Origin of the sequence: Nitratireductor sp. PBL-C9, from assembly GCF_050877045.1 — a bacterium.
GTDB classification, from domain to species: domain Bacteria; phylum Pseudomonadota; class Alphaproteobacteria; order Rhizobiales; family Rhizobiaceae; genus Nitratireductor; species Nitratireductor aquimarinus.
Genome location: NZ_JBPAXW010000010.1, coordinates 48,299 through 72,585, shown reverse-complemented (window position 1 = coordinate 72,585; position 24,287 = coordinate 48,299). Strand labels below are relative to the sequence as shown.

Here is a 24,287-nt window from a genome sequence, read left to right as displayed (position 1 = left end):
TTCGTCTCTGCGAAATTGGTCTGAATGACGCTGCCGGTTCCTGCCGGCGAGGAGGCTTTGTGTCCTGGGGACTTCTCCTTACGATCATCGTGTTCATTGGCGTTGTCGGTTATGTGCTCGGCAATGCGCGCGCGAAGAACCAGATCGCAACCGCGACTGAAAAGCCGCATTCGCGGGCGCACTACCATGGCTGGTGGGTGTTTCTTCTTGCGGTTCTGCCGGCGCTGTTCTTCATGGCGGCCTGGTCGGCCGGCAGCTATGCCTATGTGGATCGCGCGGTAAGCGAACAACTGCCTGCGCAGACCGAAGACAGCGCGATTGCGAGCCGTTCGCTGGCGCTGGGCATGGTGCACAATCTTGCCGAAGGCCTGCGCCGGATTGAAGGCGACCCCGCTTTCGCCCAGGTGCCGCAGAGCTTTGAAGAGCTGCGTCCGATCCTTGCCGAACGCGGCGTGGCGCTTGCCTCCGACACGCAGGACTACATGATCCCCATCGCGCTCGATCTGAATGCGATGCAGGACAATGCGGCGATGATCGGCACCGTGCTGGCGATCCTCATCGCACTGGGTGGCGCCTATCTTGGCCTGAGAAGCGTTCGCCCGCGCAGCCGCGCCCGCAACAATGTCGAGCGCGTCATCACCTGGGGCCTTCTGGCCGCATCCACCATCGCCATTCTGACGACGGTGGGCATCGTGTTCTCGATGCTGTTCGAGACGATCCATTTCTTCCGCTCGGTTTCGCTGAGCAACTTCTTCCTCGGAACGGTCTGGGATCCGCGCTTTGCGGCCGCAGGCGCAGAGGCGCAGGAAGGCCAGTTCGGCCTCATCCCGCTTCTTGCCGGCACGGTCTACATCGCCTTCGTGGCCATGCTGTTTGCCGTGCCCGTCGGTCTCATGGCGGCGATCTACATGGCCGAATATGCGTCCAAGCGGGTGCGTTCGGTGGTCAAGCCGCTGCTTGAGGTTCTGGCCGGCATCCCGACCATCGTCTACGGCTTCTTCGCCATGGTCACGGTCGGCCCGTTCCTGCGCGACATCAGCGCGGCGATTGCCGGCGGTCCGGGCTTCATTCAGGCGCAGAGCGTTCTGACGGCCGGCCTCGTGATGGGCATCATGCTCATCCCGTTCGTGTCCTCGCTGTCCGATGACATCATCACCGCTGTTCCGCGCGCCATGCGCGACGGTTCGCTCGGCCTTGGCGCAACGCGGTCCGAGACGATCAAGCGCGTCATCCTGCCGGCGGCTCTGCCGGGCATTGTCGGTGCGCTTCTGCTTACGGCGTCACGCGCCATCGGTGAGACCATGATCGTGGTTCTGGCCGCCGGCGTTGCCGCAAATCTCACGCTCAACCCGTTCGAAGCGATGACGACGATCACCGTCAAGATCGTCAACCAGCTTACCGGCGACCTGGAGTTCACCTCTCCGCAGACGCTGGTGGCCTTCGCACTGGGCATGACCCTGTTCGTGCTCACGCTCGGCATGAATGTCTTCGCGCTCTACATCGTGCGCAAATACCGGGAGCAATACGAATGAGCGACGCTGTCTACAAAGGGGGCAACGCCCCCCGCGCAGCCGCCGCGCGGCGCGACATCGGCATCAAGAAGCGTTATGCGGCAGAGCAGCGCTTCAGGATGTATGGCGTGGCGGCCATCGCCGTCGGCCTCTTCTTCCTGGCTGCGCTCCTGTGGTCGGTGGTTTCCAATGGCTACACCGCCTTCTGGCAGACCTCGATCAATCTGGACGTCACCTTCGCCGAGAGCGTGATCGACCCGAATGGCGAGCGCGCGACCGATCCAAACAAGCTTCTGACGGCCAATTATCCCAAGCTTGCGACCGAAGCGCTTGTGGCGAAACTCGGGGTTGATCCCGAAGACCGCAAGCTGGTTCGCGAAGTGGGCGGGCTCATCTCCAATGGCGTGCGCACGCAGCTGCGCGACATGGTGGTGTCCGATCCCGCGATCATCGGCACGACACGGAATGTTTGGGTGCTGGCGAGCGGCGATGTCGATTCCGCCGTGAAGGGGCAGGTCAATCTTGAGGTGGATGAAAGCCGCCGAAAGGTTTCCGACCAGCAGCTCACATGGATCCGCACGATGGAAGCGGACGGGGTTCTGGAGCAGCGCTTCAACACCGGTCTCTTCACCCGTGGCGCATCAAGCCGCCCTGAAACGGCCGGCATGGGCGTGGCCATCGTCGGTTCGCTCTACATGATGATGATCGTGCTGCTTCTGGCGCTGCCCATTGGCGTTGCCGCTTCGATCTATCTTGAAGAGTTCGCACCACAGAACAAGCTGACCGATCTTATCGAGGTCAACATCAACAATCTGGCGGCCGTGCCGTCCATCGTCTTCGGTCTTCTGGGCCTGGCCGTGTTCATCAACTTCATGCATCTGCCGCGCTCCGCCTCTCTGGTGGGCGGCCTCGTGCTGACGCTGATGACCCTGCCGACGATCATCATCGCAACGCGCGCAGCGCTGCGGGCCGTGCCGCCCTCCATCCGTGCGGCAGCTCTCGGCCTCGGCGCTTCGCGCACCCAGACGGTGTTTCACCATGTGCTGCCGCTGGCCGCGCCCGGCATTCTCACGGGCACGATCATCGGTCTGGCGCAGGCGCTTGGCGAAACCGCACCGCTGCTTCTGATCGGCATGGTGGCCTTCGTGGCTGATTACCCGACCACGCCGCTCGATCCCGCTACGGCGCTGCCGGTTCAGATCTACATGTGGGCGAACGAGGCCGAACGCGCGTTTGTCGAGCGCACCTCGGGCGCTATCATGGTGTTGTTGCTGTTCCTCGCCGTGATGAACATTACCGCCATTATTCTGCGGCGGCGCGTCGAGCGTCGCTGGTAACGGAGTGGAAGGACATGAACATGCTCACTGATGCTGCTGTTGAAGAAGCACTGGATGCGAGCCAGAACTCGGACACCCTCAAGATGCGCGGTGAAGACGTCTGCGTCTTCTACGGCGAGAAACAGGCGCTGTTCGGCGTCAATCTCGACGTGCGCGAAAACCAGGTGACCGCGCTGATCGGCCCCTCGGGCTGTGGCAAATCCACGTTCCTGCGCTGCCTGAACCGCATGAACGACACGATCGACATTGCCCGGATCACCGGCAAGATCACGCTCGATGGCGAGGATATCTACGATCCCCGCATCGATGTGGTGGAGCTGCGCGCCCGGGTCGGCATGGTCTTCCAGAAGCCCAATCCGTTCCCCAAGTCGATCTACGAGAACATCGCCTACGGTCCGCGCATTCACGGTCTGGCGACGAAGAAGTCGGAGTTCGACGAGGTCGTGGAAGCGAGTCTCCAGAAGGCTGGCCTCTTCAATGAGGTGAAGGACCGCCTGCATGAGCCCGGCACCGGTCTTTCCGGTGGTCAGCAGCAGCGCTTATGCATCGCGCGCGCCATTGCCGTGTCGCCGGAAGTGATCCTGATGGACGAGCCCTGCTCGGCGCTCGATCCCATCGCCACCGCCAAGGTGGAAGAGCTGATTGACGAGCTGCGCGAGAACTACACGATCGTGATCGTCACGCACTCCATGCAGCAGGCGGCCCGCGTCTCGCAGCGCACGGCCATGTTCCATCTCGGCAATCTGGTCGAGGAAGGCCCGACGGACAAGATGTTCACCAATCCGGATGACAAGCGCACCCAGGATTACATCACCGGACGCTTCGGCTGACGGCGCGGCAAACGCACAGATAAGGAACCAGACCATGGGCGAGCACACAGTCAGCTCCTTCGATGAGGAACTCGGTGAAATCGACCGCCTCATCCGCGACATGGGCGATCTCTCCGGCGAGATGACGCGCGCTTCCACCAGGGCGCTACTGCACTCCGATACGGCGCTTGCACAGCGCATCATCTCCGATGACACGATCATGGACGCCAAGCAGCGTGACCTTGATGAGCGCGCCATCACGCTCATCGCAAAGCGCCAGCCGATGGCGCAGGATCTGCGCAGCGTCGTGGGCGCCATCCGCATGGCGGCTGATCTCGAGCGCATCGGCGATCTGGCCAAGAACATCGCCAAGCGCGTCGGCGCCGTGGGCGAAAGCGCCACGCCGCGCACGCTTGCGCATTCCATCGACGCGATGGCCGGCCTCGTGCTGAAACAGGTCAATTCGGTGGTCGAGCACTATGTGGCGCGCAATGCCGAGGCGTTAATCCGGCTGCGCGACGAGGATGAGGAAATCGACATTCAGTACACGTCGGTTTTCCGCGAACTCCTCACCTACATGATGGAAGACCCGCGCAACATCACGGCCTGCACGCACCTCCTGTTCTGTGCGAAAAATCTTGAGCGTATCGGCGACCATGTGACCAATATCGCCGAAAATGCCTATTATGTGGTGACGGGGTCCCAGCTTCCGGTCCAGCGGCCGAAGCTTGACGAAACACAGATGACGGTCGAATCCGATGTCTAACCGGCCGTAGACTGCCCGAGGAGAATGCCTGCCATGATTGCCCCCAAGGTCATGGTCGTTGAAGACGACGAACCGCTTTGCGTCTTGCTCAAGTACAATCTGGAAGCCGAAGGCTATCAGGTCGAGATGATCTCTCGCGGCGATGAAGCCGAAGTGCGCCTGCAGGAAAACGTACCCGATCTGCTCGTTCTGGACTGGATGGTTCCGGCCGTTTCCGGCATCGAGCTGTGCCGCCGGCTGCGCATGCGCCCCGAAACGGAGCGCCTGCCGATCATCATGCTCACCGCCCGTGGCGAGGAAAGCGACCGCGTGCGCGGCCTTTCAACCGGCGCGGACGACTATCTGGTGAAGCCTTTCTCGACGCCGGAATTCGTGGCGCGTGTTCGCGCGCTTCTGCGGCGCGCGAAGCCGGAAGTGCTCTCGACGGTTCTTTCGGTCGGGGACATCGTGCTCGACCGTGAATCGCACCGTGTCTATCGCCGCAAGAACGAGATCCGTCTTGGGCCGACAGAGTTCCGCCTCCTGGAATTCATGATGCAGCATCCCGGCCGCGTCTTCTCGCGAAGCCAGCTGCTCGACAATGTCTGGGGCGAGACGATCTATATCGATGAGCGCACCGTGGACGTGCATGTGGGGCGTTTGCGCAAGGCCGTGAACCACGGGCGTCTGCCCGATGTGATCCGCACCATTCGCGGCGCGGGCTATGCTATCCGCGAAGCCTGACAGACGCGATACAGCCATTAAAAAAGCCCCGGTTCGACCGGGGCTTTTTCGTTGAAGCTCTTCGCCCGTTATTTCGTGGCCCGTTATTTCGTGGCGGCGTGTCCGGGGCGGGCATGCTCGTTCTGCGCCACGGCAAAGCTCGTCACCGGCTCGATGGAAGCTGTCAGCTCGCCATTGCTGGTGATGTCCCACTCCAGGATCGCATCGTCATAGACAAGTGCGGGATCCACATAGACGCAGGTGGCGAGAACCTGCGGCGCTTCGGTTTCCAGCTCGCGCATTGCAACCGGCTTCTCCGCCTCGCACTCCTCAAACGTCTCGTAGACCGGGGTGGGGGCGGGCAGTTCCTGGCATTCGCGCGTGTCGCCGGCCCCCACATTGCCTGAGCAGCCGACAATCAAAAGAAGTGCAGCGATGTGTTCCATGGCTTTCTCCTTTCATTGTCTTCACGAAACGGAAGCCATGGATGGTCCGGTTCGCTTATGCCGCATTCGTTTATGTGTGCGTCGCCGTTTAGCGACCGCGTTTCAGAAGGCCCATGATCAGCGAGATAGCGAGCAGGGCGAGGAAGATGTAGAAGAGGATCTGCGCAATGCCTGCCGAAGCGCCGGCAATTCCGCCGAAACCGAGTGCGCCGGCGATGATCGCGACGACAAGGAATATCAGGGCCCAGTATAGCATTCTGTCTCTCCGTTTAGTTATGCCGGTTAAACGTCTGGCATTCGGATTTGGTTCCGCCGGAGAGATTTTGGGCAAAAGAAAAGCCGCCCGGAGGCGGCTTTTTTGAGAAACGCGTGAAGAAGCGGGGGCCTGTCAGGCCGCCGCGTGCGCCTGCTGATCGAAGAAGAGCGCCTGGCTGATGAGCGCCTTGACCATTTCCGGGCTGAACGGCTTGGTCACAAGGAAAGTCGGTTCCGGGCGCTCGCCCGTCAGAAGCCGCTCGGGGAAGGCGGTGATGAAGATGACCGGCACGGTGGCCGTGTCGAGGATCTCGTTCACCGCATCAAGGCCTGAACTGCCATCGGCAAGCTGAATGTCGGCCAGCACCATTTTCGGCTGCGTCTTGGCAAACATTTCGACCGCCTGCTTGTGGGTGCGGGCCGTGCCGACCACGCGATGCCCGAGGCTTTCGACCATTTCCTCGATGTCCATGGCGATCAGGGGTTCGTCCTCGATGATGAGGATGTCTGTCGCCACCTGACGGGAAATCTCCTCGCTGGCTTCGCGCAGCATCGTGTTGATGCCTTTCATATCCGTCTCGAGAATTTCCGCAGCCTCTTCCGGCCGGAAATTCTCTACGGCCACCAGCAGGAAGGCCTGACGCGGACGGGGCGCGAGCGAAGAAAGGTTGCTCATGGCCCGCTTTTCCCATGCCGAGCTCGGCGTGCCTTCGGGGACCGGAACGTCCAGCGTTTCAAACAGCGATGTGAAGAGCCTGAAGAGGGCGATCTTGTCGGTCGATGCCTCGGGAAAGATGCTCGTATCGGCGATCAACGCTTCAAGCGTCGCAGCCACCAGTGCGTCACCGCTGGACTGGGAGCCGGAAACGGCCCGGGAAAAGCGCCGCAGGTAAGGAAGGTGCGGAGCGATACGCGCTGACAGGGTCATGGATTTCAAGTCTCCCTCAAGACATGGCAATGAGAATTAGTGCATTTGTGACGGGTGAAACGCCCCATATGCGAAAATGTTCCCGTCGGAGGGAACGAATTCCGCTCAATGGCGTTTGAAAGCAGACGAGACAGTTGTGGCCCGGGCGATGCGGACGGTTTCGGGTCATTGGGAGACCAGATTTGATGGAAAAAGACAGGGCATGAATTACGGCAAACCAAACACCCGAGGAAGCTTGACCCGGCGCGGCAAGGATGAAGACCCGCTCGGCGCAAACTCAGAGATCGGACGCAAGCTCAGGCAATATTACGACGACCTGGTAACGGAAGATATTCCGGATCGGTTCAGCGACCTTCTCAACCAGCTTGAGCAGAAAAGCGGCGCTGAAACGGCCGGAAACAAGGACTGATATATATGAGTGTTTATCCGGGCTTTCGTGACGATCTACTGGCCGCTGTGCCAAGCCTGCGCGCCTTCGCCGTTTCGCTTTCAAAAAGTGCGGACCGGGCGGACGATCTCGTGCAGGAATCGCTGGTCAAGGCGTGGGACAAACAGAACAGCTATCAGCCGGGCACCAATCTGAAAGCTTGGCTCTTCACCATCCTTCGCAACGAGTTCTACTCGCAGATGCGCAAGCGCAAGCGCGAGGTCGAAGACGCGGACGGTGCGATCACCGGACGTCTGTCGGTGCACCCGGCGCAGGAGGGTTCGGTCGATCTGAAGGACTTCCGGCGCGCTCTCGAGCAATTGCCCGAAGACCAGCGTGAAGCGATCATCCTGATCGGCGCGTCCGGCTTTTCCTATGAGGAAGCGGCGGAGATCTGCGATTGCGCGGTCGGCACGATCAAGAGCCGCGTGAGCCGCGCCAGAACGCGCCTGCAGGAAATCCTCGAGATTTCAGGTGAGGGCGATTTCGGGCCAGATGCCATCTCGACCCAGATCACCAATACGGCCTTCATCGCCTAGGTCCTGAGCCAGGATTGCCGTGCGTCCCTTGGGGCGCACATAGGGCAATCTGGTCTGACCGCTCTCAGTCCTTCCCGGCGCTTGAGCCGACAATCGCCTGGGACAGCGCGTCTATAAGGTCGCTGTCCCTGTAAGGCTTTTCAACGATCCTGATACCACCGAACGCCTCGAACACCTGGTGGCTTGAGGCGTAGCCGGTGGCGAAGATGAAGGGGATGCGCCGCGCCTGAAGCAGGCGGGCGAACTCGTCTGTCCAGTTGTCGGACAGCTTGATGTCGAGGATCGCTGTCGAAATTCCCCGGCTTTCCAGAACGTCGGGTCCCAGGTCATCGAAGGTGCCGACAGTGAACACGTCCGTTGCGCCGTGCTCCTTGCACAGTTCTTCGAGGCTCATTGCGATCATGGCTTCGTCTTCGACGAGCAGGACGCGGGCGCCCTCCAGAGGTTTCTTCAAGCAGACATCCTTCCGACGCCAGAGAATTCGTTACTCTTTGCCATCTCATTACCCGTGTAGATTGTCATTAAAAAAAGACGTGTCTGTACGATTTGCGGGAACCGCTCGCACTGGATGCGGCTTTCCTATTCAGCAATGAACCGGGGGCCAGTCAGTGACAAAAGAACAGGAATTCACCCACAAGAGTCTGCCCTGCCAGCAATGTCCCTTGAGAAAGCGCGAGGTCTTTCGCGATTTCGAGGGGGATGAACTGGAGTTCGTCGGTCGTTTCAAGAAGGGCGATCTGGCGGTGAAGAAGGGGGCGACCGTTTTAGTGGAAGGCGCGCACAATCCGCATCTCTATACGGTACTTTCCGGCTGGGGCTTTCGCTACAAGCTCCTGGAAGACGGACGTCGCCAGATCGTCAATTATGTGATGCCGGGCGATCTCGTCGGGCTGCAGGGCAGTCTGATGGGCGAGATGAAGCACTCGGTCGAGGCGCTCTCGCAGATGTCCTTATGCGTGTTCGAGAAGGCCGAGCTGTTTTCGCTCTACAAGAAGTTTCCCGAACTCGCCTACGACATCACCTGGATCGCTTCGCGTGAGGAATGCATGCTCGACGACCATCTCCTGACCGTTGGCCGGCGAACGGCGCTGGAGAAAGTCGCCTATCTGCTTGTCTTCATTCTGGACCGCGCGCGGCAAAGCGGGCTCTCGAGGAACGGGACGCTTGCCCTGACCCAGCAGCACGTGGCCGACACGTTGGGCATTTCTCTGGTGCACACCAACAAGACGATCGCCCGCCTTGCCAGCCGCAATCACCTGAAATGGGAGGATGGCGGCTGCAAGATCCTCAATCAGGAGGCCTTGGCCGAACTGGCGGGCTGGACTCCCGGCTCAGGGGGGAAGCGGCCTTTTCTATAGGCGTTGGCGGTATCGCCTTCGCCCTGTGGCGATGGGCCTTGGCGGGTGTCGGCGGTTCGATGCCGGGGATGATGTTGCCGGCCATGGCGTAAATCGTCAGGAGTACGGGAATGGCGATGAAGCCTCCGATCGGCCCCCACATCCAAAGCCAGAATGCGATCGACAGAAACACGATGAACGGGTTGAGCGTCATTCGCCGGCCAATGACGGTCGGCGTCACGAACTGGGCTTCCGTGGCGTTGACGGCCAGATAGATGAGCGGCGGCAGGAAACTTGCTGTCAGCGTGTCGAAGGTCGCAAGTCCGACGCCCAGCAGAATGATGGCCATCACTGCCGGGCCGATATAGATCACGAAGTTGAGCAGGGTCGCCATTGCGCCCCAGAGCGCGGGGGAGGGAACGCCCAGAAGCCACATCGCCACGGTGACGGCGACGCCCAGCCCGATATTGATGATGGTGATCGACAGGAGATAGTCGGACACCGCATTCTCCACGTCGCGGAAGATGTGCGCCACGCGCCAGCGCAGACGCCGGCCAAAGCACAGGCGCAGGATCGTCGCGCGGGTTTCATGGCGCGTCGCCACGAAAAAATAGAGGCTGGCGAAGAAGATGAGCAGCTGCGCCAGAAGCGATGGCGCAAGCACGGCAACGCTTTCGACCGTGGAGCCTTCTTCCACCGACACCGTCACGCTGGAACCGCCGGTCACTGAACGGATCTGCTCCTGCAGCCCCTTGATCGTGTCGAGCGGCTGCCGGAGGCTGGAGAGCTGAAGCTGCAACTGGCTCCAGATCTGCGGCAGCCGGTCGGCCCATGCGGTCAGGGGGGTGGCGATGGCGACGAGAAAGCCCCCCACCAGCGCAATGAAGATCAGCACCACCGCGACAGCAGAAATCGAAGGCCAGACGCCCATGCGCTCAAGCCGCGTTGCGATGGGGCCGAGCATCAGGCCGATGAAGATGGCAAGGGTCATGGGAGCAAGCAGAAAGCGCCCGTAATGCAGCATCACGACAAAGGCGATGAGCCCCAGAAGGATGACCGAAGTCTGCGCGCTCGCGGTGAGTGCGGTTTCCAGTGTCATAATGTGGGAGCGTTTGCCCCCCGGGCTGCTTTGTGATTGATCCATGCAACTTTTCCAGAAATGTTTCATTAGAAAATAGACCGCCGGGTAATTGGTTCCGTGCTAAATGGAACTTCACATATTGTTTGGCGTTGGCTTGGAACTGAAACATTGGAGAATGCTGAGATGGCAACCACGGCAGCGAAATCCGCACGCACCGAGAAAAACGACGAAGTGACCACCGGCGATCTGGAAAAGGACATCCAGCAGCTGCGCTCCGACATGGCTCAACTGATTAGCCATCTCAAGGACATGGGTGGCCAGTCGGGCGAAGCGGCGCGCAAGGCGGCCGGCGAGCGCTTCGAGCAGCTGCGCGGCCAGGGCGAGGCAGCCTTCAACAGCGTGAAGGACAGCTCGCAGGAACTGGAGAAAGAGCTGGCCCGCACCGTTCGCGAGCGCCCGTTCACCTCGCTGGCGCTGGCCGTTGGAGCCGGCTTCCTGCTGGCTCTCGCCACGCGCCGCTAGGCCGCTGTGATGCTGGCAAGACTGCTTGCCTCCGTTGCGACCGGAGAAGTGTCGGCCTCGCTCAAGCGCGCGCGGGTCGCATCCATGTTCTATGCGCTCGCCGCGTTTCTGGGTCTGTTCGGCATTGGCTTTCTCGTTCTGGCGGGGTTCATTGCCGCTGCGGACGAATGGGGTACGCTCGAGGCCGCGCTTGGCTTCGGCCTTGGTTTCGTGGCCATGGCGCTTGTCGTCCTTGTCAGCCTCAGGATCTGGACCCGTGCCGAACAGCGCCGCGCGCGTGAGCGCCGCGTTTCCGATGCGGGCGTTCTGGCTGGAACGGCGGCACTGACGCTGCTTCCCTCGCTCCTCTCGCGCACCGGCAAGTTCGGTGCGCTCGCCCTTCCCGTGCTCGTGGCCGTTGGCTACGCAATCTACCGCGAGAACAGCGGTGGCGATCCGGATGGCGACGCCGGTTAGTCGGGTGGGAACACCTGACGTCCGCAGGAATGCGGACCAAAGGCGGTTGGCGTGGGGCAGCGTTTCCACGAAACGATAAGCCGCTCCAGCCAGGTTTGAGCCGGCCAATCCGGCTCACTTTTTTGCACTGCAATGGAACTCTCCCTCGGCCACGGCATTGGTCGAGGGAAGAAGACAGGAGCAGTGATCATGCCTGAAAACAAGACGACTTCTCAGGAGGCGCGCCAGGGACGGCGCGGCTTCCCGGTTCTCATGGTTCTGGTGTTCGGTCTTCTGCTGGCAGCTGTCGTCTGGTGGGGTGTCGAGGTCTATGGCCTGATGCTCGATGAAGAACAGGCCATAGAGTTGCCCGCCGCCGAAGACGGGCCGACTGGATGAAGCGGCTTACCGCGCAATTGTTTCACCAGCTTGTTTCACCGGCTTCATGAGATTCCCGTATTCAAGATACTCAATCAAAGGAGAGACCAATGAGCGATGCAGCTGAAGTTCTCAAACCCAAGACCCATGCCGACAAGATGGACATTGGCATTTCCGATGCGGACCGCAGGGAAATTGCCGCAGGGCTTTCGGAGATCCTCGTCGACACCTACAGGCTCCTGATCAAGACCCACATCTATCACTGGAATGTCGTCGGCCCGCTGTTCCATTCGATCCATGTTCTGACCGAGGAGCAGTACAACGCCCTGTTTGAAGCAACGGACATCATCGCCGAGCGGGTTCGTGCGCTGGGCCATCACGCGCCCATTCTGGCGGGCAAGGGTGTCGACACGTCCATCGAGCTTCGCGCCTCGGGCCGCTCGGCCCTTGAGATGGTGCAGGATCTGGTTGAGGACCATGAGGAAGCCGTTCGCAAGATGCGCGACATCGGCGCTGCCGCAGATGAAAAGGGTGACATGGTCACCGCCGACATGCTGACCGAGCGCCTGACCTTCCACGAGAAGGCGCTGTGGATGCTGCGCTCGATCATCGCCGACTAACGTGTGAGAAACGCGCGGCATCAAAAAAAGCCCCGGCCAGATTAGCCGGGGCTTTTGTCGTTCTGCGCCTGTATGTTTCTGGAATTGCGCCTAGAAGGGCCAAAGGCTCTGGTCGGCCGGCCGGGGCATCACCACGCGGAGCGCGCCCGGATGCAGCCTGATGCGGGTCTCGCGCTGCAAAGGCCGCAACTCGCCATCGATGGCGCATTTGAAGCGTCGCCTTCGCGAGCAGATGCGCACGGTCACTTCCGTCGCCTCGTGAATTTCCATCTGTTCGTTCTGCCGCCAGCGACCGATCCCCATGTTCAGAAGCCAGAGGATCAGTTCGCTGCGGGTGCGGGCATGGGTGATGTAGACGCCCAGCTGCCCGCCATCGGGCTGGTCGGTGAAGGGAAGGCGCTGGCCTTCTGCATAGAGATTGTTGGTGATCGCCAGGTTTGACGTGGTGGTGCGGACTTTCGTTTCCGAGAGCTCCAGCTCCACGTCCAGTTTGGGCGGGCGGATCATCGTCGCCATCGCGGCGCGCACCGAGGCAAATATCTTGCCGATCCGCGAGCGAAAGGTCATCCGTTCGCGCAGCCGGATCAGTTTCGGATGCATGCCGATGGAAAGTTGATGCACGAAATAGTGTCCGTCGGCATCGGCGATGTCGACATTTTTGATGTCGCCATGGGCGAGCGCTTCCATCGCCATGCGCAGATCCTGCGGTATGGCGAGGCTGCGCGCAAAGAGGTTCATCGTGCCTGCGGGAAGAATGGCGAGCGCCTTGTCGGAATGGGCAAGCAGGCCCGCCGCCAGCGAGATGGTGCCATCACCGCCGCCGGCCAGAATGATGTCCGCCGTCTCGTCGCGCGCGGCATCTTCCATGGTTGCGACGAGTTCGTCGCCCCTGCAAAGGCTGATGTCCATGGTATGGCCAGCCGCCTCGAAGATGCCCTTCATCTCGCGCGCCAGCGCTTCGGTATCAAGGCTGCGGAGGGTTCCCCCATTGCAGTTTAGGACAGCCAGAACATGCATTGGAGGGTTCCCTGAGGTTTTGCTGCGCGATTGTGTTGTGCTCGACCGTTAAGGAGCGGCTGGTCGAAAGGTTCCCGGGCAAAGTTTGGCAATGCGTTCGGAAAAACGCGGAACAAGAATGAGGGCGGCGCGTTTTAAGGGTGCAAACGGCCACGCACCGATCCTCCCTGGCAAGTTCGGTTCGGAGCGCGGCCTGTACAGAAACACTGCACACGGAGAGCTTATCATGTTCCGCAACCTTTTGGCGACCACTGCAATTGCAACGCTTGTCGCGACCGGTGCGGTCGCTCAGACATCCACGGCCCCCGCAACCGGCGCACCGGCTGCGGCCCCCACCGAGCAGCCCACTGAAATGGTGGTGCGCGCCGATGGCCATCTGGCCACCGATCTGATCGGCAAGTCGGTCTATAACGGCGCCGGCGAAGATGCCGAGAACATCGGCAAGGTGACCGATCTGGTTCTCGATGAGAATGGCGACGTCACTACGCTGGTTGTCGGCGTTGGCGGCTTCCTGGGCATTGGCCAGAAGGAAGTTGCGCTCGAATATGAGATGGCCGAGTGGGCCGAGCAGGATGGCGACCGCTGGCTGGTGATCGAAACCAGCGCCGACGCTCTGAAGGCGCAGGAAGAGTTTGACCGTTCGGCCTATCGTCCGATGCCGGCAGACGCCGATGTGTCGATGACCAAGCCTGCCTCCAAGGATGATCTGGCCAATGCGCCGGTCGAGAGCGAGGAAGGCGCTGGCGAAACCGCCATGGCTCCGGCGTCCGACACGACTACAGATGCCATGGGCGATGCGGCGAGCGGCGACGGCATGGCCGCTGCCCCCGCCCCGGATGCTTCCGGCTCTGACGACCAGATGGCAGGCACGGAAGCCCCGGCCGCCGGTATGGACGAGACCGCACAGGCTCCGGACGCTGAAGCGCCGATGACCGACGACACGATGACCTCGGCCATCGACCGTTCGAGCCTTGACGAGATGCCGACCGACCAGATCAGCACGGAGCAGCTGACCGGCACCACGGTCTACGGCGCGAATGAGGAGAACATTGGCGAGATCGGTGACGTGATCGTCACGCAGGACGGTCAGGTCGACGCCATCATCGTCGATGTCGGCGGCTTCCTGGGCATTGGCGAGAAAGAGGTTGCCATTGGCATGGACAATCTCGCCTTCATGACCGACGGCAGCGGCTCGTTCTATCTCTACACCGAGTTCACGCAGGAAGAGCTCGAGCAGCAGCCGGCCTATGACGAGGCGGTCTATGGCGAGCAGCGTGACGATATGCGGATGCAGGTTCAGTAATCTGCGCGTACCGCATCGATAAAGGAGCCCCGCGCCAAGCGCGGGGCTCTTTGTTTATGCAGCGTTGACAATGCGTCTTCCCGTCATCGCTTTCATGGACACTCACGCATCGCCATCTTGGTGCTACACTCAGCCGTGGAGACGTTGCGGCAAACTCAAAAAGGGATTTGTCATGCTTACCCAGATCGAAGGCATTCACCACATCACATCCATGGCGCGGGTTGCGCAAGAAACCGACCGCTTCATCACCGGAACGCTCGGCCTGCGCCGCGTCAAGAAGACGGTCAATTTCGACGCGCCGGATGTCTATCATCTCTATTACGCCAATGGCGTTGGCGCGCCGGGCACCGTGATGACCTATTTCCCGTTCCCCAACATCGTGGCGGGCAGCCGCGGCGCTGGCGAGGTGGGAACAACCGTCTACGCCGTGCCCGAGGGCAGTCTCGATTACTGGACGAAACGTTTCGATGAGCACAATGTCACCGGCGTTGCGCGCGAAACCCGCTTCGGCGAAACGCGCCTGCGCTTCGACGGCATCGATGGCGATGGCTTCGCCCTGGTGGAGACGAAGGATGATGCGCGCGCGCCATGGGACGGTGCGGGCATTGACGCGGATGTCGCGATCCGCGGTTTTCACTCGGCATCGCTCGTCCTGCGCGATAACGGCGGCTCGAAGGCGCTTCTGTCGCTGATGGGCTACACGCCGGTTGCCGAAGATGGCGGCATCCTGCGCATGAAGCGCGAGGGCGGCAATGGTGCGGATCTGATCGATCTGGAAACCAGCCCCGATGCGCCGGTGGCGCGACAGGGCGCGGGCTCCGTGCATCACATTGCCTTTGCCGTCGCAGACGATCCGGCCGAGCTTGCCGTGCGCGCGGCGCTGGAGGCCGAGGGCTTCCGGGTCACGCCGGTGATCGACCGCGACTATTTTCATTCGATCTATTTCCGTGCGCCGGGCGGCGTCCTGTTCGAGATCGCGACCAATGTGCCGGGCTTCGACAATGATGAGGACATGGCGCATCTGGGCGAGGCGCTGAAACTGCCGAAACAGCATGCGCATCTGCGCGCACAGCTCGAAAAGGCATTGCCGGAAATCGGAGGCTGATCGATGGCAGTCGACAATTACGTGCATCACCTGGCCTCTGTGGGGCCGGGCAAGCCGCTCCTGTTCCTGTTTCATGGAACAGGCGGTGACGAGCGTCAGCTCCTGCAGCTGGGTGCGGAGCTGGCGCCCGGCGCCGGTCTGGTGTCGCCGCGTGGCGATGTGAACGAACAGGGCGCGGCGCGCTTCTTTCGCCGCACCGGCGAGGGCGTCTACGACATGGACGACCTCGCCCGCGCCACCGGACGCATGCGGGATTTCGTGGCGGCCCATGTGGAGCGCGAAAAGCCGAGCGCCGTTCTGGGGCTCGGTTATTCCAATGGCGCAAACATTCTGGCGTCGGTCGCTTTCGCTGCACCGCAGCTTTTCGATGCGGCGGTGCTCATGCATCCGCTCATCCCCTTCGAGCCCGACTGGGGCGAGGGCGCGGTGATGACGCGTTTTCTCGTTACCGCCGGGCGGCATGATCCCATCTGCCCGGAAAAGCTCACGGCGCGCCTGTTGAGCTATCTGGAGGCGGCTGGCGCTGACACGCAGATCGAATGGCACACGGGCGGGCACGAGTTGCGGCCCGGCGAAGTCACGGCGGCAGGTCGGTTTCTTGCGCCGTTCCTCGCGCGTGGAAAGGATGAGGCATGAGCGACATCGGGCCGATCATGCTGGAGGAAGAAGGCAGCAAGGGACGCTATGTCTATCGTGCGGAAGGCCATGAGGCCGAGATGACCTTTTCGAAGGTCGGAACGAGCCAGATCATCATCGATCACACCGGCGTTCCCGACGCTTTTCGCGGGCAGGGTGTGGGGCTCGCGCTGGTGACGCGCGCCGTTGAGGACGCGCGCCGCAATGGCGTGAAGGTGAGACCGCTCTGCCCCTTTGCCGCGGCCCAGTTTCGCCGGCATCCCGAATGGAGCGACGTTCTGGCCCGCTGAAGTGGTTGGGGCAGGCGGGCTTGGGTGACGTTGAAGGAAGCGACGCTCAGGCCGCTGCCTTCAACGTCTCCTCCCCCTCTTCGATGAAGGCCCGGTGCAGCGTCTTGACGGCTTTTTCCAGGTCTTCACTGCGCACGAGGAACTGCACATCCACACCGCGTCCCGTCTCCTGCGAGGCGAGTGGTTCGACGCCCGTTTCATCCAGCGCCTTGAGGCCCTCCAGCATAACGCCAAGCCCGGTCAGGTCGCGGCCGATCACGGACACCATGCCAGCGCGGCGCGCCGTGATGCGGGCGGCCGGATAACGCTCGGCAAGATCGCGCTCGACGCGACGAACCGATTTCAGCGTCGCTTCCAGATGGTGCACGATGGAATTGGCGTTCGAGCTTTTCGACACGATGCGCACCTTGTGGCGCGTCAGCGATTCGAGGATCGCCGCGTCGTATCCCTTCACGCCCACCATGTCCTGCTCGAACAGTTCGAGCGAGGTGACGGGCAGGCCGGTGACCATCTCGACGCCGGCGGCGGTGGCCGGTTCCGCGTCGATCAGCGTGCCGGGATCCTCCGGCTCGAAGGCGTTTGCGACGCGCAGCGGCACGCCGGCCTGGCGCAGCTTCTTCGCGGCCTTCGGGTGGATCGCTTCCATGCCCATATTGGAGAGCTGGTCGGCGACGTCATAATTGGTGCGGCCGATCTTGCGCACATTCTCCGTGCCGACAAGGCGCGGGTCGGCGCTCGAAAGGTGGAATTCCTTGTGAATGATCGCCTCACGCGCGCTGGTCAGCGCGGCGATTGTGGCGAATGTCACTTCCGAATAGCCCCGGTCGAACTCGCGCATCAGGCCCTCGCGGCACTGGGCGTAGCCGGTGACGATGGGCAGTTCGCGCGTCAGGTCGATTTCGTCGAAAGCCTGCTCGATGCGCTCATTGAGGCTTGGCTGTGTTTCGTCGCGCCAGCCGGTCAGGTCGATGAAGCGCGCATTGACGCCTTCGCGGCGCAGAAGCAGGGCCAGATTGTTGGCCGAGTGCGCCTCGCCAAGGGCGGACAGAAGCTCGCGGATCGTCTGCATGTGCTCGCCGAGCTGGAAGTGCCCGTAGGAGCAGAGGCGCTGCAGGTCGATCAGGCAGCCGCGTGCGCCCTCGATGCGCTCGCGCACGAAGTCGTCGGATGCGTGGCGGTCGGCGGCCTCGTCGAACATCTTCTCGTTGATGGCGTACATGGCGCGGCTCACCGCGCTAAGCGCCTCCATCCAGCCATGCTCATTGTCGGCGTGGGAGAACAGCGCGTAGACGCCGGGCTCGCCCGACTTCTTGTGCTCCAGCAGCTTGTCGGTGATGCCGCCGAAGGCGGACACCACGAACACGCGGTTGTAGAGCGCGTCCTCGCGGCGTTTGCCGATAAGGATCGTGTCGAGCAGTTCGCGGGCACGGCTCATGGAGGTGCCGCCGATCTTCTCTACGGTGTGGTCGCCAAGCGGTTGCTGGTTGGTACGGCCGTTATCGGCCGCACCCTCGTTTTGTCGGTCAGTCATGATGTCCAATGTTTCTTTGGCTTACGCCAGTTTCCCGGTCTGAATGGCCACGGGGTTGGGTTCGCCACGGTCGGCGAGGAAGTCTGGTCGCGCCTTGCCGGCTCCGAAGGGCCGTTGCAGCCGGTTCGACATGGCGTTGAACACGAAGAACGCGTTGGAGCGGGCAAACGGCGTGATGTTGCCGTTGGAGCCATGCATCGTGTTGCAATCGAACAGAACCAGCGTGCCGGCCTTGCCGGTGGCTGCGGTTACGCCATGTTCCCTGGCGAGGCTGGTCAGCGCCTCATGCGAAGGGACGCCCACTTCCTGCTTTTTCAGCGAGGATTTGTGGTTGTCTTCGGGCGTTTCGCCGGCGCAGGCGATGAAATGTCTGTGCGAGCCCGGCATCAGCATGAGCGGGCCGTTGAGGGCGTCGTTGTCGGTCAGGAGAAGCGAGGCGGACACGGCGCGCATGCGCGGCATGCCGTCTTCCGCGTGCCAGGTCTCGAAATCCGAATGCCAGTAGAATTCCTTGCCGGTGAAACCCGGTTTGTAGTTCAGGCGCGACTGGTGAATATAGACCTCGTCACCGAGAAGAAAGCGCGCAGTGCCGGCAATGCGGCGGTCGCTGGCGAGACGGTGAAAAAGAGGGCTCTGCTCCGGAAGCTTGAAGATGGTGCGCACTTCGCTGGAGCCGGGTTCGGTAATGACGCTGTCATCCATCAGCGCGCGCTCGCCACCGCGCAGGGCTGCGGATTCGGCTTTCAGCGCCTCCACTTCCTGCGGCGTGAAGAGGTCCTTCAGAACAAGAAAGCCGTCACGGTCGAACTGGTCGGCCTGCTGTGCGGTGAGCGGCGCGTCGGGTCGCCACTGGCTCCATACGGTTCTGTCCTGGCGCGGCAGCCAATGCTCTTTCGGCAGCCTGCTTGGATAGGGATCCTGTCGTCGCTCGCCCTTCGGGTCACGTTCCTTTGACATCGCTGTCATGGTCGGTCTCCTTCTGTTTTCAGGGTTTTCGCCGGCGGATGCAGCGTGCGAAGCGCCGCGCCTCATGAGCGGGCGCGGCGCTTCGTCCGTATTGGATCAGGCGTCCTCCAGCGCGTAAGAGCCGTCAGCCTGGTGCACTTCATTGCCGGTGACCGGCGGGTTGAAGACGCAGGCCATGATCATTGGCTTGTCGGCGTCGGCGCGCAGAATGTGCTTGTCGTGCTTGTCGAGCGCATACATGACGCCGGGCTTGATCTGATGCGTTTCGCCGGTGGCCAGATCCTTGATCGAGCCGGTGCCGTCGACGCAATAGACGCACTCAAGATGGTTCTTGTAATGCATGGTCAGGTCAGCGCCGGCATGGATGGTCGTGATGTGGAAGGAGAAACCCATCTCATCCGACTTCAGGAGAAGGCGGACACTGTCCCAGCCTTCCGAATGGACGTGACGTTCGGTGTTCTTCGCTTCGTTAAGGTCGCGCACGATCATGTTCGTTACTCCGCTGCAATTTTCGTATTCTGAGTTGTCTCAGCGACGGCAGACTGGAGGATGTCCAGTCCGCGCGCAAATGTGTCCTGCTCGATGGTGAGCGGGCAGAGGATCTTCACGACCTCGTCATAGGCGCCGGAGGTCTCGATGATGAGGCCGTCACGGAAACATCGCTTGCAGATGTCGCTTGCCGTTTCGCCCGAGCCCACATCGACGCCCATCATCATGCCGCGGCCCTTCACACGGGCGTCCGGCAGGAGCGCTGCGATCTCGTTAAGGCGCTTTTCCAGATAGGCGCTGCGCTCGGCGATGGTGGCGCGGAACGCGTCGTCTGCCCAGAACTTCTCCAGCGCAACGCGCGCGGTGACGAAAGCGTGGTTGTTGCCGCGGAACGTGCCGTTGTGTTCGGCCGGGCCGAACACGTCGTATTTCGGCTTCACGAGCAGCGCTGCGAAGGGCAGGCCATAACCCGACAGCGACTTCGCCATGGTGACGATGTCCGGCGAGATGCCCATCTCCTCGAAGGAGAAGAAGTGGCCGGTGCGGCCGCAGCCCGCCTGAATGTCATCGATGATGAGCAGCGCGCCATGCGCCCTGGCGATCTCGCTGACGCGACGCACCCATTCGCGCGACGCGGCGTTCAGCCCGCCTTCGCCCTGCACGGTCTCGAACATGATGGCCGCCGGCTTGTCGACGCCGCTGGAGGGTTCCGAGAGCATGCGGTTCAGAAGATCCGCCGTGTCGATGTCGCCGCCCATCGCACCGTCATAGGGGATGCGCGTGACGTGGTTCAGCGGCACGCCGGCACCACCGCGATGGTAGCCATTGCCGGTTGCTGCCAGCGCGCCGAGCGTGACGCCATGGAAGCCGTTGGTGAAAGAGATCACGTTCTGGCGGCCGGTCGCCTTGCGGGCGATCTTCAGCGCCGCCTCAATGGCGTTCGCGCCGGTCGGGCCGGTGAACATGACGCGGTGGTCCATGTCGCGCGGACGCAGGATGATGCGCTCGAAGGCTTTCAGAAAGTCGGCCTTGGCGTCGGTGTGCATGTCGAGCCCGTGGGTCACGCCATCGCGCTCGATATGCTCGATCAGCGCGGCCTTCATGTCCGGGTCGTTGTGGCCGTAGTTCAGGGTCGAACAGCCGGCCAGAAAATCGATGTAGTCGCGCCCTTCGGCGTCGGTCAGGGTCGCGCCCTGGGCCTTGGCGAACACGCTGGGGAAGCTGCGGCAATAGCTGCGCGCTTCGGATTCGCGTCGCGTGAAAATCTGCTTGTCGTCCGTCGTAACGGTCGTCATCTGTTTTCCTTCGGATTTTTGTTCGGTCGTGCGAATTAGCAAGGGGCGAATCGGGGGAGGCAGATTGTGATGCCGCCATCAGGCGGCATCGTCGCTCCGGGCCTCGTCGGCGTTGCGCAGGGAAACCCAGTTTCCGCGCATGCCCGCAGACGCGTCGTCTGCGAATGCAATCGTCACCATATGTTCGGTGGCGTGTTTGCCGTCGAAATGCGCATCCTTGCGGAAGTAGGGCTCATGGCTGAGTTCGCCGCCCCGGGAGCGCGCAAGCGAGTTGAAAAGTCCCCAGCTCGCCTTGTTGTCGGAGGTGATCGTGGTTTTCAGCGCCCGCACATTCTCGCAGGCATCGCGCTGGAGCAGCGCGGCGAGCAGCTTCTTGCCGACGCCCTGACCCTGGACGCTCTGGTCCACGGCGACCTGCCAGACGAACAGAGTGTTGTCTTCGTCAGGCAGCAGATAGCCGGATACCCAGCCAACCAGCGCTCCGTCGCTGGTTCTTTCGGCGGCGATGCATGTGTCGCCGAAATGGTCGCACTGCAAAAGGTTGCAGTAGAGGGAATTCTCGTCGAGCGGCTCGCAGGACTGGATGAGCCGCCACACATCCGCGCCGTCTTCCTTGGCAGGCGGACGATAGACAATTTCGGGCGATCGCTTGCGTACAAGCTTGATGTCAGTGATGGCCATTGGTCTCCTCATAGCGCGCCGGATATTATGACTATCGAAGGATATTTCAACCGCCGGAATCAAAAATGGTTCCGTGTGATCTGCAAATAATTGAATTACATGGGAATTTGCAGCGAAGTTTTATTCGCTAATCAAATTATATTTTCTCTGCTATCCATGTGCTGATGGGGAGGGCGACAGAGAATCGCCGAGTGGCCACCGCGTTTTTTGGGGAATGGCGGCATGGAAGACCGTACGGAAACAAGCCTGATCGCGCTGCGGCGCATCCTGCGCGCAACCGAGCTGAACGCGCGCACGCTGGCGCGCGCCACGGGGCTGACCACGCCGCAGCTCATCGTTCTTGAAATCGTCGTGGCCGCCGGTCGCGCCACGCCCAAGGACATTGCCGGCAAGGCCGGTGTCGGGCAGGCCACCGCCACATCGCTGGTGGACAAGCTGGAGGCCCGCAAGCTGGTGACGCGCACGCGCAGCGAGCGCGACAAGCGCGTCGTTTGGGTTGCGCCGACGGAGGAGGGCAAGGCTCTTCTTTCAGCCGCGCCCGACCCGCTCCAGAAGACTTTTTCCGAGCAGTTTCAGGCCCTGCCCGACTGGGAGCAGGGCATGATCGTTGCCGCGCTGGAACGCGTCGGCGCAATGCTCAACGCCGGCGCGCTGGATGCCGCGCCGCTGCTGGATGTCGGGGCGGTGGATCGCAAATAGCGCGATCCTGCACGGCCCCTCATCCCAGGCCCTGACCCTAAGATGCTCTAAAGCTTGGCGATGAAATCCCGCATGTCTTTTTCAAGGCGCTGGAGCTCTGCTTCCGCGTCGCTTCTCCTGTCGGAAAGCCCGGCGATGCGGTTTTCCTGCTCTTCCAGCATGCGCATGTAGCGCTGGCCGAGCGCGCTTTCGCCGGGAACCGAGCCGAGATTGTCGCGGATGCGGGCCTGATCGCCGTTCGTGCGCTCCAGCTCGCGCTGGATGTTCTCCACCTTGCGCTCCGCCGTTGCGGCCTCACGCTTCATGGCTGCAAGCGTTCTCAGCCGCTCTGTCGTCGTCGTGTCGGCTGCCGTTCCCGCCCAGACATAGACGGCGTCTGCGCTGGCGTCGAACAGGGCAAAACTCTCCGTGCGGCTGCGTTCCATCACGGCTTTCACGCTGGCCTTGCCGCCGGCGTCCACCTTGGCGCGCAGGCGATAATGCGACGGCGTGGCGCTGTCGAGGGCGGTCGAGGCCATCTTCCAGCCGTCGCGGCGCGGGTGCTCGATCAGGATCGTACGCGGCGCGTCCGGTGCGCCCTTGATCGCATAGCTGGTGGTGATCCGCGATACGGTGGTCGTGTGCAGCGTGCCATCGACGATGGAGACCTCGCTCACGCGTTCGTCCGGATTGGTCTCCGTTGCGATCTCGACCTTGCGGTCGCTGGCAAAGCTCGCCATGCGGCTTTCACCGGCAGGAATGCCCGTGAGCTGCGCATCGCCCACATAGCCGCTCGCCGTGTCGTAGACGGTAACAATGCCGGGCGGCAGGCTCGCTTCCGTATCGTTGCTCAGGAACACGGCTGCAACGGGGTGGATGCTGCGGCCCTCCGGCTGGAAGAGCGAGACGCGCTCGGCGCGGATTTCCGCATCCACGAAGGGCACGGAGAGGCTTTTCCCCGCGGCAAGATCGATGGCGTTCGGCAGGCGATAGGTGGCGCTGGTTTCGCCCTCGCGCGGCAGGCTGCGGTCGGTCGGTTCCGAAGGCATGGGCATTGCCATGTCGGCCATCATGGCCGGCGCGGGTGCTGCGCCAAAGGCGCGCTTGCGCAGCGGCATTGCGTCCATCTCGGACATTTCGATGGCGCTGGCATCGTCCGGGCGGGGTGGCGCGGCGTTGCCCACGGCGACGGGGATCTCCGGTCGCTCGTTCCAGTAACGCTGGTGCAGGCGCTGCGCGAGCGTCACGGGTGCGCCGGACGAGAGCGTCAGGCCGATGCCTCTCCAGTCCTCGCCAGTGGCGTTTTCGATCACCGCCCAGGCCTGCAGGCGCGCCTTTTCACCTTCGCCTGAAACAAGCCGATAGGCGGATTTCCAGACCGGTGCGGGCACCACATAGGAAAGCGTGATGTCGCGCGCGCCGGTTCCTGTCAGGTCGATTGCCACGGAGCGGATCGTGTCGGTGCGCCCGCGCCCGCTCACCTTTGCGGCCTGGCGCAGCTTCTCGCGCATCGCCTCGTCGCGAATGTCGAGCTCGGTGTCTGTGCCAAGCTTCAGCATCTCCACCGTGCCGGCATCCGTCATGACAGAGAGAACGCGCTCGGTGCGTGGTGCTGTTTCGCTGCCGGCCTGTTGCGTGTCGACGCCCAGGATCATGCCTTCCACCGTGCGCCCGCCGGATGTGGCGCGCACGGCAACGCCCTGAAGCGCGGCTGCCAGCGCCGGCACGGAGCCCATTTCGCTGGCGTTGAAGGGCAGGCGACGGAATGTTTCCTCGACGGGGGAGAGACCGTCCAGCGTCACCGCATCGATTGTGCCCGACGGGTCACGGACCACGAGACTTTTCAGAAAATCGTCCACCTGGTCGAGCGGGATTTCGATGCGCAGCGTGCCGTTGCCATCAATCCGGGCCGTGCGCCGGATCTCGGCCAGACCGCCGGAGGAGAGCGTGATCGCTTCGATTCGCCCGCTGTCAGCCACCTCGGCAAAGGCCGGTTGAGCGGCTGATGCAAAGGCGAAACACGCGCCGAACAGGGCGGCGCGTGCGATCTCGCGGGTCACATTCTGGGGTTTCTTCGATGTCACGGTCCGTCTCCACGCTGCCTGATTTTGTCAGGGAAGGTCTCAAAACGAGATCTCGATAGCAACGCAAATGGATCGGATCGTGGCGCGGATGGGAAAAATGTCTCCCATCCGCTCAGGAT

29 protein-coding genes are annotated in these 24,287 nt (G+C 62.1%); 17 read left to right on the top strand and 12 right to left on the bottom strand.

Features of this window, described 5'->3' with window-relative positions:
• Positions 1-59: 59 nt before the first annotated feature.
• From pstC to phoB, 5 genes are read left to right on the top strand one after another with little or no spacing between them, the layout of a single operon-like run.
• Positions 60-1,532 (top strand): phosphate ABC transporter permease subunit PstC, encoded by a 1,473-nt coding sequence (gene pstC / locus ACRTG1_RS20045; protein ID WP_206548452.1) that lies wholly within the window; start codon positions 60-62, stop codon positions 1,530-1,532.
• Positions 1,529-2,848: a phosphate ABC transporter permease PstA gene (pstA, locus tag ACRTG1_RS20040; RefSeq protein WP_432516956.1), complete on the top strand. Its 1,320-nt coding sequence runs from the start codon at positions 1,529-1,531 to the stop codon at positions 2,846-2,848. The genes pstC and pstA overlap by 4 nt, the downstream gene beginning before the upstream one ends.
• A 14-nt stretch (positions 2,849-2,862) precedes the next feature.
• On the top strand, positions 2,863-3,678 hold the full coding sequence (pstB, locus tag ACRTG1_RS20035) for a phosphate ABC transporter ATP-binding protein PstB (protein ID WP_113153374.1): 816 nt from the start codon (positions 2,863-2,865) through the stop codon (positions 3,676-3,678).
• 34 nt (positions 3,679-3,712) lie between these two features.
• The gene (gene phoU / locus ACRTG1_RS20030) at positions 3,713-4,423 is read left to right on the top strand and encodes a phosphate signaling complex protein PhoU (RefSeq protein WP_113153373.1); all 711 of its coding nucleotides are present in this window, start codon (positions 3,713-3,715) and stop codon (positions 4,421-4,423) included.
• 36 nt (positions 4,424-4,459) lie between these two features.
• Positions 4,460-5,146, top strand: a complete 687-nt coding sequence (phoB, locus tag ACRTG1_RS20025) for a phosphate regulon transcriptional regulator PhoB (protein WP_204360881.1) — start codon at positions 4,460-4,462, stop codon at positions 5,144-5,146.
• Between the two features lie 83 nt (positions 5,147-5,229).
• Here the strand turns inward: phoB and ACRTG1_RS20020 are convergent, their stop codons facing one another.
• The 3 genes from ACRTG1_RS20020 to ACRTG1_RS20010 form a co-directional block, all read right to left on the bottom strand.
• Positions 5,230-5,571: a hypothetical protein gene (locus ACRTG1_RS20020; protein WP_113153371.1), complete on the bottom strand. Its 342-nt coding sequence runs from the start codon at positions 5,569-5,571 to the stop codon at positions 5,230-5,232.
• Positions 5,572-5,659: 88 nt separating this feature from the next.
• On the bottom strand, positions 5,660-5,827 hold the full coding sequence (locus ACRTG1_RS20015) for a DUF1328 domain-containing protein (RefSeq protein ID WP_113153370.1): 168 nt from the start codon (positions 5,825-5,827) through the stop codon (positions 5,660-5,662).
• 132 nt (positions 5,828-5,959) lie between these two features.
• Positions 5,960-6,754, bottom strand: a complete 795-nt coding sequence (locus ACRTG1_RS20010; protein WP_206994977.1) for a response regulator — start codon at positions 6,752-6,754, stop codon at positions 5,960-5,962.
• 202 nt (positions 6,755-6,956) lie between these two features.
• Here ACRTG1_RS20010 and ACRTG1_RS20005 point away from each other — a divergent pair, with 202 nt between their 5' ends.
• Positions 6,957-7,163: a NepR family anti-sigma factor gene (locus tag ACRTG1_RS20005; protein WP_113153368.1), complete on the top strand. Its 207-nt coding sequence runs from the start codon at positions 6,957-6,959 to the stop codon at positions 7,161-7,163.
• A 5-nt stretch (positions 7,164-7,168) separates the two neighbouring features.
• Entirely contained in the window at positions 7,169-7,720 is a 552-nt protein-coding gene (locus ACRTG1_RS20000) for a sigma-70 family RNA polymerase sigma factor (protein ID WP_113153367.1), read from the top strand.
• A 64-nt stretch (positions 7,721-7,784) separates the two neighbouring features.
• Here the strand turns inward: ACRTG1_RS20000 and ACRTG1_RS19995 are convergent, their stop codons facing one another.
• Entirely contained in the window at positions 7,785-8,174 is a 390-nt protein-coding gene (locus tag ACRTG1_RS19995) for a response regulator (protein WP_224873412.1), read from the bottom strand.
• 154 nt (positions 8,175-8,328) lie between these two features.
• Here ACRTG1_RS19995 and ACRTG1_RS19990 point away from each other — a divergent pair, with 154 nt between their 5' ends.
• Positions 8,329-9,078 carry a Crp/Fnr family transcriptional regulator gene (locus tag ACRTG1_RS19990; RefSeq protein WP_113153365.1) on the top strand — a complete coding sequence of 250 codons (750 nt, stop codon included), beginning with the start codon at positions 8,329-8,331 and terminating at the stop codon, positions 9,076-9,078.
• On the opposite strand, the gene ACRTG1_RS19985 is transcribed toward ACRTG1_RS19990, so the two are convergent.
• The gene (locus tag ACRTG1_RS19985) at positions 9,008-10,156 is read right to left on the bottom strand and encodes an AI-2E family transporter (protein ID WP_222474129.1); all 1,149 of its coding nucleotides are present in this window, start codon (positions 10,154-10,156) and stop codon (positions 9,008-9,010) included. The genes ACRTG1_RS19990 and ACRTG1_RS19985 overlap by 71 nt on opposite strands.
• 165 nt (positions 10,157-10,321) lie before the next feature.
• Here ACRTG1_RS19985 and ACRTG1_RS19980 point away from each other — a divergent pair, with 165 nt between their 5' ends.
• The 4 genes from ACRTG1_RS19980 (at position 10,322) to ACRTG1_RS19965 (ending at position 12,093) form a co-directional block, all read left to right on the top strand.
• Entirely contained in the window at positions 10,322-10,660 is a 339-nt protein-coding gene (locus tag ACRTG1_RS19980; RefSeq protein ID WP_317090005.1) for a DUF883 family protein, read from the top strand.
• Between the two features lie 9 nt (positions 10,661-10,669).
• A complete protein-coding gene (locus ACRTG1_RS19975) occupies positions 10,670-11,116 on the top strand; it encodes a hypothetical protein (protein WP_113153362.1) in 447 nt (148 codons plus the stop codon).
• Between the two features lie 189 nt (positions 11,117-11,305).
• Positions 11,306-11,494 (top strand): hypothetical protein, encoded by a 189-nt coding sequence (locus ACRTG1_RS19970; RefSeq protein WP_206546057.1) that lies wholly within the window; start codon positions 11,306-11,308, stop codon positions 11,492-11,494.
• An 89-nt stretch (positions 11,495-11,583) separates the two neighbouring features.
• A complete protein-coding gene (locus ACRTG1_RS19965) occupies positions 11,584-12,093 on the top strand; it encodes a Dps family protein (RefSeq protein ID WP_113153361.1) in 510 nt (169 codons plus the stop codon).
• A 90-nt stretch (positions 12,094-12,183) separates the two neighbouring features.
• Here ACRTG1_RS19965 and ACRTG1_RS19960 read toward each other — a convergent pair whose 3' ends face one another.
• Complete coding sequence (locus ACRTG1_RS19960; protein WP_206548450.1) at positions 12,184-13,110, bottom strand: diacylglycerol/lipid kinase family protein; 927 nt, start codon at positions 13,108-13,110, stop codon at positions 12,184-12,186.
• 226 nt (positions 13,111-13,336) lie between these two features.
• On the opposite strand from ACRTG1_RS19960, the gene ACRTG1_RS19955 reads away from it, so the two are divergent.
• The 4 genes from ACRTG1_RS19955 (at position 13,337) to ACRTG1_RS19940 (ending at position 16,444) form a co-directional block, all read left to right on the top strand.
• Positions 13,337-14,413, top strand: coding sequence for a PRC-barrel domain-containing protein (locus ACRTG1_RS19955; protein ID WP_206548449.1), 1,077 nt, complete (start codon positions 13,337-13,339; stop codon positions 14,411-14,413).
• A 172-nt stretch (positions 14,414-14,585) separates the two neighbouring features.
• Positions 14,586-15,518 (top strand): ring-cleaving dioxygenase, encoded by a 933-nt coding sequence (locus tag ACRTG1_RS19950; protein ID WP_432516949.1) that lies wholly within the window; start codon positions 14,586-14,588, stop codon positions 15,516-15,518.
• 3 nt (positions 15,519-15,521) lie between these two features.
• Entirely contained in the window at positions 15,522-16,154 is a 633-nt protein-coding gene (locus tag ACRTG1_RS19945; protein ID WP_206548448.1) for an alpha/beta hydrolase, read from the top strand.
• A complete protein-coding gene (locus tag ACRTG1_RS19940) occupies positions 16,151-16,444 on the top strand; it encodes a GNAT family N-acetyltransferase (RefSeq protein ID WP_113153356.1) in 294 nt (97 codons plus the stop codon). Before ACRTG1_RS19945 ends, ACRTG1_RS19940 begins: the two co-directional genes overlap by 4 nt.
• Before the next feature lie 46 nt (positions 16,445-16,490).
• On the opposite strand, the gene ACRTG1_RS19935 is transcribed toward ACRTG1_RS19940, so the two are convergent.
• The 5 genes from ACRTG1_RS19935 to ectA form a co-directional block, all read right to left on the bottom strand.
• Complete coding sequence (locus tag ACRTG1_RS19935) at positions 16,491-17,975, bottom strand: aspartate kinase (RefSeq protein WP_206546063.1); 1,485 nt, start codon at positions 17,973-17,975, stop codon at positions 16,491-16,493.
• A 21-nt stretch (positions 17,976-17,996) separates the two neighbouring features.
• Entirely contained in the window at positions 17,997-18,941 is a 945-nt protein-coding gene (thpD, locus tag ACRTG1_RS19930) for an ectoine hydroxylase (RefSeq protein ID WP_432516947.1), read from the bottom strand.
• A gap of 96 nt (positions 18,942-19,037) precedes the next feature.
• Complete coding sequence (locus tag ACRTG1_RS19925) at positions 19,038-19,430, bottom strand: ectoine synthase (protein WP_113153354.1); 393 nt, start codon at positions 19,428-19,430, stop codon at positions 19,038-19,040.
• Positions 19,431-19,435: 5 nt separating this feature from the next.
• On the bottom strand, positions 19,436-20,725 hold the full coding sequence (gene ectB, locus ACRTG1_RS19920) for a diaminobutyrate--2-oxoglutarate transaminase (RefSeq protein ID WP_206548444.1): 1,290 nt from the start codon (positions 20,723-20,725) through the stop codon (positions 19,436-19,438).
• A gap of 78 nt (positions 20,726-20,803) precedes the next feature.
• The gene (ectA, locus tag ACRTG1_RS19915; protein ID WP_113153352.1) at positions 20,804-21,406 is read right to left on the bottom strand and encodes a diaminobutyrate acetyltransferase; all 603 of its coding nucleotides are present in this window, start codon (positions 21,404-21,406) and stop codon (positions 20,804-20,806) included.
• A 222-nt stretch (positions 21,407-21,628) separates the two neighbouring features.
• On the opposite strand from ectA, the gene ACRTG1_RS19910 reads away from it, so the two are divergent.
• A complete protein-coding gene (locus tag ACRTG1_RS19910; protein WP_113153351.1) occupies positions 21,629-22,105 on the top strand; it encodes a MarR family winged helix-turn-helix transcriptional regulator in 477 nt (158 codons plus the stop codon).
• A 47-nt stretch (positions 22,106-22,152) separates the two neighbouring features.
• On the opposite strand, the gene ACRTG1_RS19905 is transcribed toward ACRTG1_RS19910, so the two are convergent.
• Positions 22,153-24,168, bottom strand: coding sequence for a DUF4139 domain-containing protein (locus ACRTG1_RS19905; RefSeq protein ID WP_432516946.1), 2,016 nt, complete (start codon positions 24,166-24,168; stop codon positions 22,153-22,155).
• Positions 24,169-24,287 lie beyond the last annotated feature (119 nt).

Bases quoted from the DNA above. Each gene is read 5' to 3' on its own strand.
- ACRTG1_RS19960 (WP_206548450.1), bottom strand. From the start codon at position 13,110: ATGCATGTTCTGGCTGTCCTAAACTGCAATGGGGGAACCCTCCGCAGC.
- ACRTG1_RS20010 (WP_206994977.1), bottom strand. From the start codon at position 6,754: ATGACCCTGTCAGCGCGTATCGCTCCGCACCTTCCTTACCTGCGGCGC.
- thpD (WP_432516947.1), bottom strand. From the start codon at position 18,941: ATGACAGCGATGTCAAAGGAACGTGACCCGAAGGGCGAGCGACGACAG.
- pstA (WP_432516956.1), top strand. From the start codon at position 1,529: ATGAGCGACGCTGTCTACAAAGGGGGCAACGCCCCCCGCGCAGCCGCC.
- pstB (WP_113153374.1), top strand. From the start codon at position 2,863: ATGAACATGCTCACTGATGCTGCTGTTGAAGAAGCACTGGATGCGAGC.
- ACRTG1_RS19950 (WP_432516949.1), top strand. From the start codon at position 14,586: ATGCTTACCCAGATCGAAGGCATTCACCACATCACATCCATGGCGCGG.
- ACRTG1_RS20000 (WP_113153367.1), top strand. From the start codon at position 7,169: ATGAGTGTTTATCCGGGCTTTCGTGACGATCTACTGGCCGCTGTGCCA.
- ACRTG1_RS19985 (WP_222474129.1), bottom strand. From the start codon at position 10,156: ATGACACTGGAAACCGCACTCACCGCGAGCGCGCAGACTTCGGTCATC.
- ACRTG1_RS19965 (WP_113153361.1), top strand. From the start codon at position 11,584: ATGAGCGATGCAGCTGAAGTTCTCAAACCCAAGACCCATGCCGACAAG.
- ACRTG1_RS19975 (WP_113153362.1), top strand. From the start codon at position 10,670: ATGCTGGCAAGACTGCTTGCCTCCGTTGCGACCGGAGAAGTGTCGGCC.
- ACRTG1_RS20015 (WP_113153370.1), bottom strand. From the start codon at position 5,827: ATGCTATACTGGGCCCTGATATTCCTTGTCGTCGCGATCATCGCCGGC.
- ACRTG1_RS19910 (WP_113153351.1), top strand. From the start codon at position 21,629: ATGGAAGACCGTACGGAAACAAGCCTGATCGCGCTGCGGCGCATCCTG.
- ACRTG1_RS19925 (WP_113153354.1), bottom strand. From the start codon at position 19,430: ATGATCGTGCGCGACCTTAACGAAGCGAAGAACACCGAACGTCACGTC.
- ACRTG1_RS19970 (WP_206546057.1), top strand. From the start codon at position 11,306: ATGCCTGAAAACAAGACGACTTCTCAGGAGGCGCGCCAGGGACGGCGC.
- ACRTG1_RS19935 (WP_206546063.1), bottom strand. From the start codon at position 17,975: ATGACTGACCGACAAAACGAGGGTGCGGCCGATAACGGCCGTACCAAC.
- phoU (WP_113153373.1), top strand. From the start codon at position 3,713: ATGGGCGAGCACACAGTCAGCTCCTTCGATGAGGAACTCGGTGAAATC.
- ectA (WP_113153352.1), bottom strand. From the start codon at position 21,406: ATGGCCATCACTGACATCAAGCTTGTACGCAAGCGATCGCCCGAAATT.
- ACRTG1_RS19980 (WP_317090005.1), top strand. From the start codon at position 10,322: ATGGCAACCACGGCAGCGAAATCCGCACGCACCGAGAAAAACGACGAA.
- ACRTG1_RS19945 (WP_206548448.1), top strand. From the start codon at position 15,522: ATGGCAGTCGACAATTACGTGCATCACCTGGCCTCTGTGGGGCCGGGC.
- ACRTG1_RS20005 (WP_113153368.1), top strand. From the start codon at position 6,957: ATGAATTACGGCAAACCAAACACCCGAGGAAGCTTGACCCGGCGCGGC.
- ACRTG1_RS19955 (WP_206548449.1), top strand. From the start codon at position 13,337: ATGTTCCGCAACCTTTTGGCGACCACTGCAATTGCAACGCTTGTCGCG.
- ACRTG1_RS20020 (WP_113153371.1), bottom strand. From the start codon at position 5,571: ATGGAACACATCGCTGCACTTCTTTTGATTGTCGGCTGCTCAGGCAAT.
- ectB (WP_206548444.1), bottom strand. From the start codon at position 20,725: ATGACGACCGTTACGACGGACGACAAGCAGATTTTCACGCGACGCGAA.
- ACRTG1_RS19940 (WP_113153356.1), top strand. From the start codon at position 16,151: ATGAGCGACATCGGGCCGATCATGCTGGAGGAAGAAGGCAGCAAGGGA.